This is a genomic window from Paenibacillus sp. 2TAB26 (assembly GCF_052115145.1).
Taxonomy (GTDB): Bacteria; Bacillota; Bacilli; order Paenibacillales; family Paenibacillaceae; genus Pristimantibacillus.
In genome coordinates, this window is the sequence record NZ_JBFRGC010000023.1 from 24,627 (window position 1) to 37,388 (window position 12,762).

Annotated in this window: 6 protein-coding genes; 3 read left to right on the forward strand and 3 right to left on the reverse strand. The window is 43.1% G+C overall.

The annotated features are described in order from the left end of the window. Positions 1-144 precede the first annotated feature (144 nt). Complete coding sequence (locus AB4Z50_RS24680; RefSeq protein ID WP_441883116.1) at positions 145-1,854, reverse strand: cache domain-containing sensor histidine kinase; 1,710 nt, start codon at positions 1,852-1,854, stop codon at positions 145-147. Further along, positions 1,851-3,422, reverse strand: coding sequence for a response regulator transcription factor (locus tag AB4Z50_RS24685; RefSeq protein WP_441883118.1), 1,572 nt, complete (start codon positions 3,420-3,422; stop codon positions 1,851-1,853). Before AB4Z50_RS24685 ends, AB4Z50_RS24680 begins: the two co-directional genes overlap by 4 nt. Before the next feature lie 245 nt (positions 3,423-3,667). On the opposite strand from AB4Z50_RS24685, the gene AB4Z50_RS24690 reads away from it, so the two are divergent. The 3 genes from AB4Z50_RS24690 to AB4Z50_RS24700 all read left to right on the forward strand — a co-directional run bounded on the left by AB4Z50_RS24690 (position 3,668) and on the right by AB4Z50_RS24700 (position 6,778). After that, entirely contained in the window at positions 3,668-4,987 is a 1,320-nt protein-coding gene (locus tag AB4Z50_RS24690; RefSeq protein ID WP_441883120.1) for an ABC transporter substrate-binding protein, read from the forward strand. Positions 4,988-5,057: 70 nt separating this feature from the next. Further along, the gene (locus tag AB4Z50_RS24695; protein ID WP_441883122.1) at positions 5,058-5,945 is read left to right on the forward strand and encodes a carbohydrate ABC transporter permease; all 888 of its coding nucleotides are present in this window, start codon (positions 5,058-5,060) and stop codon (positions 5,943-5,945) included. A gap of 2 nt (positions 5,946-5,947) precedes the next feature. After that, a complete protein-coding gene (locus tag AB4Z50_RS24700; protein ID WP_441883124.1) occupies positions 5,948-6,778 on the forward strand; it encodes a carbohydrate ABC transporter permease in 831 nt (276 codons plus the stop codon). Positions 6,779-6,907: 129 nt separating this feature from the next. On the opposite strand, the gene AB4Z50_RS24705 is transcribed toward AB4Z50_RS24700, so the two are convergent. Continuing rightward, positions 6,908-12,553, reverse strand: coding sequence for a golvesin C-terminal-like domain-containing protein (locus tag AB4Z50_RS24705; RefSeq protein WP_441883126.1), 5,646 nt, complete (start codon positions 12,551-12,553; stop codon positions 6,908-6,910). Between the last annotated feature and the right edge of the window lie 209 nt (positions 12,554-12,762).

The following is a 12,762-nucleotide window of genomic DNA, read 5'->3' on the forward strand; positions in this document are numbered from 1 at the left end:
TGACAACGCCGTCTGTTCACAATTACATTGTATTATCATTTGAAACCCTGTAAAATAACAGTATTTTTTGAAATCTAACAGATTTCGATTAGAAACAAAAAAAGGGCCGTGCTCTTATGAGCATTGACCCTTTTTTGATCATGGCTATTGATCACTTATATGACGATACTGCGGTATGCGTACGATAACTGAAGTGCCAATCCCGGATTGACTATGAATTAATATCCCGTATTCGGATCCAAATAAGAGCTGTAATCTTTCTTGCACATTTTTAATGCCATAACCCGCACTTTCATGTTCAAGAATACGCTTAATCTTATAAGGTTCCATACCGACACCATTATCCTCCACAACAAATACAATATCTTCACCGTCGAGACTTGCCCGCAGGATGAGTTTACCTCGGCCCTCCCTCTTAAGATCGATGCCATGCATAATCGAGTTTTCAACAATCGGTTGCAAAATCAAATGGATCATTTCAAATTGAAACACCTTGTCGTCCACATCAAATTCTACGTCAAACCTTTTATTGTGCATTGCTAATTGAATATGTATGTACGCTTGGACGTTTGTCCATTCATCTTGAATCGAAATAATCTGCTTCCCTTTATTTAAAGTTGTTCTGTAATAACTAGATAGTTGATTTACCAAGTCACTAATTTCTTGGGCATCGATACGCAGCGCTTTTGAATTAATTAAAGATAAAGAATTGTATAGAAAATGGGGATTAATTTGAGCTTGTAGCGCTTTCAGTTCGGCAGACTTTTGCGTAATTTTTGTTTGATATACCTCTGAAATGAGCTGATTAATTTGTTTAAGCATAGAACCGAATCGATTGGTAAGCTGCCCGATTTCATCTTTGGAATTCGCTGATACAACAATAGTAAGATCACCGTCTTCCACCATCTTCATTTTGGTGTTTAATTTCTCGATTCCTTTTAACAGCGTTTCTGAGAACAAGAAGATAATAATACTTAGAAAAACCATGCAGATGAGTACAATGATGCCCGTTGCGCTTAAAATATTGCCAATGCCTGTTTTGTACTGATTGTCGGGAACCAAATAATGAAGTATCCAATCGGTTTGAGGAATATCTTTGTTTACAACTAAATAGGATTCGCCATCTAATTTTGCATTTGAAGTGCCTTTCCTTGAAAGTGATTGAAGTTGAACATCATCCATCTGCCCAGCATGCTCTGATAATACGGGCCGATTCTGTCTATCGGTAATGATGATGCCATTCCCTCCGTTCACTCTGCCAATGAAATCACCGAAGATTTTGTGGTAATCAAATCTAACATAAAGTACAGCGCTCACGGTCCTAAACTCGATATTGTAAATCACTCGTGTGGCAAACAATTCTCCATCTTCAAACCACCACTTGGTTGTATCACTGCCCTTTGTTTCTAGATACCAATCCTTCTCCTTAATTGCAGATGAAGGCGTCATGAAGTTTCCTATTTCAGATTGATGACTTTCGGAGTACAACATTATCTCATTCATATCCCTAACCATATACATCAAGTTAAAAAAAATAGGTTCAATTTTATCATTCAGCATCATTAATTGTGTGTACAAATCCAGATTCGGGTTACTCATCATCTCGATAACCGTAGGATGGAAAACAATCGATTTTATTGACACATCCTGCCTCTGAAGCCGGTAACTGATCTCTAAAGTGACTTTCTTCGCCTCGTTATCCGCACTTTGCAGAAACTGGCTCTCTAATGAAGATTTAGAGTTATGGTAGGCATATAAGCCCAGTACAATGGTTGGCAGGAAGATGACAATCACATAAGAAAGTAATAATTTCTGGCGCAGGCGGAGATTACGGATAAATTTGAGTAGAGTCACCTTCGCCCACCTACCTCACGATATTGAACTGGAGTCAAGCCATTATATTGCTTAAACATTAAATTAAAATAGGAAGTGTTCGTGAATCCAACTGTACTGGCAATATCAACAACTTTAATCGTTGTATCTCGCAGCAACTCCTTCGCTCGCTCCATACGAACGGCTGTAATATATTTGACTAGGTTTTGGCCTGTATTTTTTTTAAACAAAAAACTTAAATAACTTGGCGATAAAAAGACGCGATTGGCTAAATAGGCGACCCCAATATCACTTCCGTATTCCATCTGGATGAGAGTCTGTACATCTTCAATCACTTTGCGGCATTGATCATCTGTCGCCGTTTCGATTTGCAGCAAATGCTCCTGAAAAACGGATAAAATGACTTGCCTCAACTCAGCAATCGAATTGCATAGTGCGATTCGCTCAAAACCATTCTTTAATAAATTGCTGTTTCTTTTGCCTTGAGACTCTACTATTTTTTTTAATATGTCTGTAAATAATAGCTTGGCATACATAGAACTAAAGCGCTTACAACTTTGCATACTTGCAATGAGAAACTCTATTCGATGCTCAAGTGTATAATATTCCTTTTGTGCAATGGAAGTATAAATATCCTTCAGCATAAGCTCTAACGATTCGTCGTCTATATGGTCATGAAAGCTTTCATCTTCTTTGGAACAAACGACACTGCTTTCCATAAAAAAACGAAAATTCATTAACTCTTCCATTTGGGTAAACTCATCATGAAGTCCCTCTAGCTTCTCTACCGGACTACCAACAATAATAAAACTTCGCCGGTCGAAGCGAGTCTCCAGCCATTCTTTAATCCAATCCCCATAAGCCATAAGCTCTTGCAGGTTATCGCGGTTCTTTGAAGCTGGATCAATAGCGACTAGCATGATGCTTTGATACTCATTCAAATTTAAAAAAAGCATCTCATGTGTACAAATCGATTGTAGAAAATCGAACGCTTCTGTATGATGTTGATCAAAAAAACGATTTTGCAATCCAATCATAATCATATACATTCGCTTATTTACCAGATGATTTAGGCTTGCAAAAGCTGCCCGTTCCTCGTAATGAACGTCACTCTCACGACCCTGAAAGAGATCAAACAGGAGCTTCTCTTTCTCATACGCCACTCCTTTATGAAAGCCTTTAACGAGCAGATCCTCTTTCTCTCTCTGAAGCCGTTCGTCTTCAAGTATAGCGATGATGAAATGGAACACTTTTAGGAATTCCTTCACATCAATCGGCTTCAACATATAATGAACCGTTCCAAGCTGAATCGCTTTTTGTGCATATTCAAATTCCCCATATGCACTGTAAATAAGTACTTTAAGGTTCGGAACGACTGCTTTTGCCTGCTTAATTAACTCTAGACCGTCCATGAATGGCATGCGAATATCTGTGAATAACAGATCTACATGATGGCCCTTTATATATTCCAGTGCCACTTCCCCATCATTGGCCTGAGCAACAGAAAATGGTAGAGCATGCTTATGAATAAGCCATTCAATGGCTTCGATTTCAGCTTGTTGATCATCGACGACTAATATATGATACATATTTTCCTCCCTGTCTGTTCAAACGATCGCTATTCACTCACCACTTGAGGATACTCTCTACAATCCAAAGCATAGCACACAGGACATTCCCATTCATACCATTGTATTAAATCACATTCTTAAATTCTTACTTCCAAATGAATTCTGTTAGGTTTCGCAAAAATCTGTTATTTCGATGAAAATGACATTTATACTACAATGATAAAAGTATCGAGAAACAAACTATCTATTTGGGAGGTCTTTGTATGAAGAGAACATGGTTTGTCTCCGCTATCGCTATACTCGCCTTCACGATCCTATTTACAGGCTGCGGTAAGAACAGTACGGAGAATAGCAGCACAAAGGGAAATGCAACTGCGAAGAATACAACCGATACGAAAGAAACAAAGGATCCAGAACCGGTAAAGAAAGTGAAAGTCAGATTATCGTATTGGAACAAAGAAGACAGTGTAAAGACACTACTGCAATTATTCAAAGATAAACTTCCCGATGTAGATGTGGAGTATCAGTTCATCGATAACAAGACTTACGCAGATGTCATCAAAACACAACTTGCAGCAGGCGAAGGTCCTGACATTATCGGTGGAATAATTGATGCTAATACTGTCAAAACAGGTTACTTCGAAGATTTAACAGAACGCTACGCTAGCAAGTATTATGAAACCGGCACGTCCACTGTAACATTTGATAATAAACTGTATGGGTTGCCGCAAGCGAGTTGGTTCAACGGGGTTTTCTATAACGTTGAACTATTCACCAAATATAACTTGGAAGTACCAACAACGCTTGATGAGTACTTCCAAGTAGCGGATGTGCTGAAGAAGAATGGCATCAAACCCCAAGCGATCGGTCTAAAGAATCCTAACGTCGCAGGCCAGTCCTTCCTCGGTTTGGCATTAAATGATTTTATCGGCACAGAGGAAGGGAAAAAATGGAATAACGATTTTGGTAAAGGAACCGCGAAAATAGCCGATGCGCTGGAGCCTGCTTTGACAACATGGACTGAATACTTGAAACGCGGTATCTTCACCAAAGATATGCTTGGGCTTGAAGAAGAACAAGCCATAGACGAGTTTACAAGCGGCAAGGCAGCTATGTTCCAAGCAGGGCCTTGGTACATGGAAACCTTTAAGCAAAAAGCGCCAAACATGAAGATTGATATGTTCCCGAACCTGGGCACGAAAGGCGGCCCGGGTTGGATGGTAGGCGGTCCCGGAGTATCGTTTGGTTTGAATGCGAAGTCCGAAGTCAAAGATGCGGCGTACAAGGTGCTTGATCTGTTATCCACACCAGAAGGCCAGTATGCTTACTGGGCCGATAATAAAGGCGGTTCATCTTTCTTGAAAGGCGTTACTTTTGAAATGCCAGCTGAATATAACGGTGCTCAAGAAGCTTTCAAGGCGGGCAATGTTATGTTCCCTGTTAATAATTGGGGCGTTGCTTTTGCTGCTTTCACAGATCTGGGAAAAGGTATTCAAGAACTCATAGCTGGTATCAAAACGCCTCATCAAGTACTAGAAGCGGTAGATAAGAAAGCAACTGAACTGCTGGAGAAATCTAAGTAGGCCGAATATAAAATACAAGGGGCAAAGCGATTTGCCTCTTGTACATCCTAAATGCTAAAGGTTGTTGCACATGAACAAACCAAACATTTTCAAACGAGAGATCAATTATGTTCTGCTTTTGCTTCCCGCCTTACTTATTTATTGTACCTTTTTCATATTTCCGACGATAAAGACCGCTTTATACAGCTTTACAAACTGGTCGGATGTGCATCCGGTTGCTGTCAAATTTGTTGGTCTAGACAATTATATTGCTTTATTTAAAGATTCAATCTATTTGACAGGTATTAGAAACACTTTAATCTATGCGGTACTTGCGATGCTTGGACAGAATATACTAGCCATTCCATTAGCGGTGTTTCTTAATAAAAAATTAAAAACAAAAAATCTGCTGCGAGCTGCGTTCTTCCTTCCTGCGGTGTTCAGCGTATTGGTTATCGGTTTTCTCTGGAATTTTATGTACTCTCCCTCCGACTTTGGCTTGATTAATCAGCTTGTAGTCGCTCTTGGTTTTGAACGCATCAATTTTCTCGGAGATCCTCATCTTGCACTTTATTCGGTTATCCTTGTCTCCGTATGGCAGTGGGTTGGTTACACAATGGTTATTTATTTGGCCAACTTGCAGAGCATCTCAACAGATTATTACGAAGCGGCGAAGATTGACAGAGCGAGTGGGCTGCAAATGTTCCGCTATATCACACTTCCTCTACTGCTTCCGGCGATCACTTTCAACACGGTTATGGGGATGATAAACGGCATGAAGGTATTTGATATTGTTTATGCCTTGACTGGTGGTGGTCCGGGGTATTCTACGGAAACGATCGTATCACTCATGATCAAGAAAGGGCTCAGTGAAGGGTTCTATAGCTACGGAGCCGCATTCGGTATCGTCTTCGTTATCCTCGTAGGCATCATCACCTTTATTCACATTTCACTAATCAAGATGTGGGAGCGGCGGTAATCATGAATCGATATACTAAGGAAACTGCTGTCACGGAAATTCTTATGCTCGTCTTAGCGGTGATTTTTATGATCCCAGTTTACTACTTGATCATCACAACACTTAAGACGCCAGCTGATGCGGTCTCTCAACCGCTTGGCCTTCCAGTTAACATCACGTTCGACAATTACATTCGTGCCTTTAAGGCAATGAACTATTTTCATGTGTTAGGAAACAACCTTATCATTACGATTTCCTCTGTTGCGGGTATTGTAATCTTTTCTGCGATGGCTGCTTACAGCTTGATACGACGTACTAATCACTTCAATCGGATCGTGTTCCTTTTATTCATGGTTGGGATGATGGTACCATACCAAATGGGGATCTTAGCACTTTATAAACAGGTAGCCCAGCTTGGGCTTATGAATACCTTCACGGGGATTATTCTAATAGAAATTTGTTACAGCCTTCCGTTCTCTATCTTTTTAATTAAAAGCTTTATCAGTTCTACCGTTCCATTTGAACTGGAAGAAGCGGCAAGAGTAGACGGCTGTGGGGTTTGGAGAACATTCTGGCAGATTGTGTTCCCGTTGCTTACGCCGGTAATTGCCACTGTAGCTATTTTGAATACACTTGCTGTGTGGAATGATTTCATGACGCCATTGTTGTTCTTGCAATCCCGTTCAAAGGGTGTATTGCTCTTAGAAGTATTCCGCAACATTGGGCAATTCTCGACCGACTGGACGAATTTCTTCCCGATGATGCTCCTGGCGGTTGCACCACTCATTCTGTTCTACATTTTCATGCAAAAATATATCATTAACGGCATCACGTCCGGCTCGCTAAAGGGATAGGAGTATAAAGCTTTGCATGAGAAAGCTTTGAAGCTGAATACTTCTATTCCTAGATAGTGCGCTTGAGACGAACTAAATTTCAAGAAAAAAAAGCTGAGTGGATCGTTTTCATCCACTCAGCTCTTAGGGTTATTTTACAATAATTTGTATAACATCACTTACCGTTGTTCCGATTCCATTCATAAACTCACCGCGATATTGATAAATGCCAGGAGCTTTTCCCGAAATTTGTGTATTTGCCGATTGGGCATTTGGTGAGTGTGAAGATAAAGATTGCGTTTCAATAAGTTCGCCATTTTCATATAATCGATACTGTGCTGCGTTCGTGCCCCACCACATATTTGCAGTAATGGTATAGTTCCCATCTTGATCCCAGTTGTCACTGGATAACACAGGTTTGCCAGGATTCGCATCAATAACGGTGACGGTATGTGGTTCACATGAAGTCGTTCCATACAAATTCGATAACTCACATGTATACACATAGGTTCCATTTGGCTTGCCTTGAATTGGAATAATGGAAGTTTGGGCAGCTGGCGAATCAACGGGCAATGACTTCGTTTGGATCAATTGGCCATTCTCGTACAACTTATACAGTGAGCCATTGGTTCCCCACCACATATTCATCGCAACATCATAATTGCCATCATGTAAGCCTGTTGCAACACCGCTATTATTCGAAAGAGTCGGTTTACCTGGCGCCTCATTCACAATCAACTCCGGACTAACGGAATGCCGTTCGAATTTGACTGCATCAACCCTCGTATAGATCATATCGGCAGGAAGTGTTGGCGGGTCTACCGTTGTAGGAGTAACCCTGGTTAAACGAACATACTCGCTGCCGTCTCCTGTAAAGTCGAACGTTCCTAAATTAACCCAGCCCGATGAGCCAACTGTTGCATCGATATATGTGACCTCGGTACCTGACTGATGCTTCACTTCCACTTTGACATAATTATCGTTTGCCGTCGTATGGACGATCTTGTAGATGGAGACCGTATATTTCCCCTCTGGAAACTGGCCTTTCCACGTTGCTGATGATCCTTGTACTGTAGAGTAACGGGACTTAACCCCAATTTTGTATCCGGCTAAGTTGCTTTGGCTCCAAGACCCTTCTGTCGTGTATAACCCCGTTGTATTTGTACTGTCGACGATAACCGTTAGGTCCTTGATCGTGATGGTCAAAGGCGGTGTTGTTAAGGTCACTCCGTCAATCGTTACAGTGGCCCATACCTCAATGTGATCTGTGTCTCCATCGAGATTTAGAAGGGTCAATCTACCGCTGCTATCCACTTCAGCCAGATCCGTACGATCAACGAAATACTGCACATTGGCCTGTGTAAGATCACCGATCAAACCGTTATCCAAATAGCCGGTTACGCTCAGTTGTGCGGTTTGAGTCATTTGCAGCTCGTTCCGATCGGATAGGATCACCGCAGACTCCAATTGCGGCATCCTGTTCGGGTCTACCCACATTATTGCATCGGCAACTACACGAGACTTATTGGCCTTATTGGTTAGTTCCACGTACCCGCTATCGCCTGCTGCAAAAGGATAATCGCCTAAGTGCACCCAAGTTCCAGTTGCCGTTGTCTCATCAACAGCAACCGTCTCGGAACCCCCGCTATAATAAACGGTAAATGAGGCATTCGTTGCCCAGTTTTCACTCGCAGCCGTTATTTGCGGAAGCTTGTAATACACACTGTAAGTAACAGTATCCGGCAGCTCCGGCCGCCATATAATTTTGCTTGTCGCTGTGCCGGTCGTCGATTTGGCATACACATAGTTATCGTAGTAATAGTCGTTAGCCGTTGTATCCCTTATCCAGACCCCTTCTGTCTCCGCCTCGGTATTATCTACAATAATAGATGAACCCTCCTGCCAATCGGGTTGGACTGGAGTTTCGGATACCTTATCAGGCAGATAAAGTGTCCGTTTGCGGGTCTGTTTCCCGTCCGATTCCACGTAATAAGTGAAGGTTTGAGATAAGTCGTTCACCCGTATTGACCATTCCATCGGATAGATCGTATCTGGGATGGTTGTATACGTAGCCCCGCCATCCAAGGAATAATGGATTTTCGCTGGTTTCGTCGTTTTTGCCTGTACATAAGCATCATAAACCGTCTCGTCGGGCTTCACGATCAGCATCCCTTTAACCGCATCGATTGGACTGTGGGTATCGAAGAAGTAGCTTGCATCCGATGTATCAGCAGTTCTAACCTGATGCAGCGGCACATCAATCTGGAGTCCCTCTACAATGATAGCGGTTATCCCTTTGCTTGAAACCGTAGCTTGAATGATTCCGTTACTCATAACCGCTTGTTCTGGTGTACCATTATCGCGGATGATGGTTACGGTATAATCTTGTGACGGGTTGAACCCAATGATTTCCGCATTCAGTTCAATCGAAGTCTGAACTTCATCTGACGATGCGTTGCTTAGCCCGATATAGAATTTATCCCCGCTCTCTCCCGTTATCCAGTTCAATTGAGGATCGTTAGTCTGAATAATTCCCTTGGGCATCCAGAGCCAAACGTCGGAATTACCGTAGAAATGACCTGGCTTATTGCCATAAAGGTGATATTTGAACCATAAAAAATTCGTTTCGAATACGGAAGGAAATGTAATACTCCCGTTCGATTTTAATGATTGTTCGCTGATCAAATAATCCATCGTTTGCCCGAGCTGCCCCGGAATATGGTGATAATAGATGGATGTAGCCCCGCTTGGGCCTTCCAGAGGGAAATCCGGTTCAAGTTGGCTAACGGCAAAGCCCTTATAGTAATAACCTGGATAGCTGGAATATCGACCAATAACCGAATTATGAGCGATATCCTGCAGCAGTTTATCACCTGTATAGAGCGACAATCGCAGCATGAATGGAGCTTCCTGAGCATTCATCCGATAATAGCCGGTTGTGCTTCCTGCTTCAAACGTCAATCCGCTCGGTGAAACAAGCCAACTATCCGCTTGTACGCCTCCTGCTACATCTTCTGGGAGCTTGCTCCTAGGATATTGGTATTTACCGCTTTCCGGCCAATGGAACGACTCCGCGTAATTATACGTCTCGGGCTGCGGAATTGTAACGGTACCTTCAGGAACTGGTCGAGCAACGAACATGGTGGCATACCGTTTGGCTTCCTTATAAGCGGCATTCAAGTATTTGGGATCCAGAGTTTCCTCGTAAAGCTCCAAAATCTCCATCCACAGCTTGCTATAATAATAAATGAATTCATTTTTACTCACATTAACGGATTCAGGAGTATCGATATGCTGCAGGATATAGCTGTCGGCTGCATCCTTGGCAGCCTGTAAATACTGCATATCTCCCGTCATCCGATACATCATCAGGGGCTGAATGACAGGACCCCGGTCTTTTTGGTCAGGATCACGCACGAGGTATTCTTCCTTTGCCAGCGCCCCTATTCCTGCCGAAGTGCCCATCATCTGATTGACAGCGGCTACGCTTGAAACATCGAACGGCAGGGTGGCCATTTTCCATAACGAAGGCACGCCGTACACTTTCTTCTGCGTCGGCGACCAACCGATGCCATTTCGCGAAACGCCATACTGGACGGACGGCAATGCTCTCGTATCGTAAAGCTGGTCATCCCCAGTCAAATAATAAGCCCCCAAAAGAACGGCATTCGAGCTTGTTCGAACGCTATCCTCGTTTTCGATATCAATAAAGCCCTTGGCACGGCTCCACCACCCGCTGGGTGACGGGACAAACTGAACAGAGTCGTCCCCTTGCGGCTCTACCTTAAGCAGATCGATCATATTGAACATCGCGTCGGTAAGCGACAGGCCTGAGACATTTTCCCGATATGCCGAATAACCGTACTCATTGCGAAGAATATCCGCGTAGGACTCATAAAGGTTGCCGCGCTCCGCGATTAGCCCCATATGAAATTGATAGGTGTTTTCTGCGGTCATTTGCGAATAAGTCCCTAATTGAGGAGCATATAGGATTGGCTGCACGCTGCCTTCGTTGTTGACAAGGCTCATGCCAAGCCGTTGTTTCGTAACGCCTCCCGTCGGTTCAAATTCAACCGGAAGCTCTTCCGAAGGTACAAATACCCCATACGTCAAAGGATTCCCCGCGCCGTCATTCTTCTCCACCAGACTCATCGGAGCGCTCAGCTCCCTAAGGCTTGTGGATTCCACCGTACCAACCATTTTTGCATGCGACCTAAATCCATTTAATACTTCATTGATGCCAGTGATTTGCTCTGTTGTGAAGGACTGATATCCAATCACATAATTGCCATCGCGGCGAGGCGTGAAGGCGAAGGAAACATCTGGTTTATCTCCTGCCATGGACCAGTTCACTTCAAAATCGTAATCACTGCCATGCATAGAATCGGTTAAAACCGCCGTGTGGCTGTCTGGAAAATGGATTCCGTCGAATGTAATCCAGCGTTTGTTCATCGTATCGTAGTAATTGGTTCGGCTCCCCGCATTCCCATCCAATAAAACCCATTGCTCCTCAAGTCTTTCCGACACATTATTTATTGGCATCCAGTTCCCTGTGTCCGTGTTCTTGTAGAACATGTCACGAACGATGGATTTGCCTCCATCCCATGCTGCCTCATAGAAGGTCGCCTTATAATTTGCATTTTCGATGCTGCCTTTTTCTGTGTAACTGAGATTCGCTAATGTGCGACTCCGCAGCGCGGGCAACGGCGGAGCTTGCTGACGGATATTCCCTTCAAATTTGACTGCATCGGCTCGAGTAATAATCGTGCCCGTCGTAGGTTGCATTCGAGTCAGCCTGACAAATTCGGTATCATCACCACTAAAATAATACTCCCCCAAATCCACCCATCCGACCGATGGACCTGACGTAGGTCTAAGATCCATAAACAAAACATCCGTAATCCCGTTGTGAACAATCTCAATCTTTACATTACTATCTGCTTTATCCGCCCAGTCAAGCTTATAGAACGATATTCTCGCCGTCCCTGCCTCCAAGCGTGGATTCCAAGTAATGCTTCTACCTACCGCGTCCGTATATTTAGAACTGGAATTATTGTATCCCTTGACTCCCGCACTTGTGGTCCAATAAGGAGCGGAGAACCCGTTACTCGCGTTACCTGCATCTACGGTGACGATATTATCAATCGTGAGGCTTCCATCATCAATAATGATCGTCTTATGCGGCTCTTTCTGCTGAATATTCCCTTCGAACTTGACCGCATCTGCTCGCGTAAGTATCGTGCTCGTGGTGCTGGTAGACCGTGTCATTTTAACGAATTCTTCACCAACCCCAGAAAAATAGTATTCTCCCAAATCAACCCATCCCACAGGAGGGCCAGATGAGGGTCTCAGATCCAGAAAGAGTACATCCGTCGTTCCATTATGAACGATTTCGATTTTTACATTGCTATCAGCCTTATCCTCCCAGTTAAGCTTGTATAAAGATATTTTCGCCGTTCCTGCTTCCAAGCGCGGATTCCATGTTATCGATCCGCCTGCTGTACTCGTATATTTGGAGCTGGAATTATCATACCCCTTCACCCCTGTGCTAGTGGTCCAATTTGGAGCCGAATATCCATTGTTCTCGTTACCCGCATCAAGTGTCACAACATCATTAATTGTGATGCTTCCGTCATCGATGATAATCGTCTGATAGGGTAAGGTCTCCGCATAAGCGGTCGTTATTCCGACCAGGCTGAAAGGAACTACTATCGTCAACATGAAAACGATGAAGAAAAACAGCTTCCTTTTGACCAAACCACTCACAGCCTCTCCTTTAAATGATAACGCTTCCAAAATAATAATGCCCCCTTTGCTTGAATGATCGTAAAAAAGCAATTAGCCTTATCCATCAGCTAATCCAGCTCCTTCGTTTTTATCATAGCATGTCACATCACCATGAAATTTCTTTCATTTTAACAATTTCTTATAAGATTTTAAGCGATAAGAAACGGCTTCGCCGTCCTATGTAAGAGGAGGGTATCCGTTTCTCATAGAAATAGAAG

What these genes read in the sequence shown, in the direction of transcription:
- AB4Z50_RS24700 (WP_441883124.1), top strand. Translation starts at nt 5,948, where the DNA reads ATGAATCGATATACTAAGGAAACTGCTGTCACGGAAATTCTTATGCTC.
- AB4Z50_RS24690 (WP_441883120.1), top strand. Translation starts at nt 3,668, where the DNA reads ATGAAGAGAACATGGTTTGTCTCCGCTATCGCTATACTCGCCTTCACG.
- AB4Z50_RS24695 (WP_441883122.1), top strand. Translation starts at nt 5,058, where the DNA reads ATGAACAAACCAAACATTTTCAAACGAGAGATCAATTATGTTCTGCTT.
- AB4Z50_RS24685 (WP_441883118.1), bottom strand. Translation starts at nt 3,422, where the DNA reads ATGTATCATATATTAGTCGTCGATGATCAACAAGCTGAAATCGAAGCC.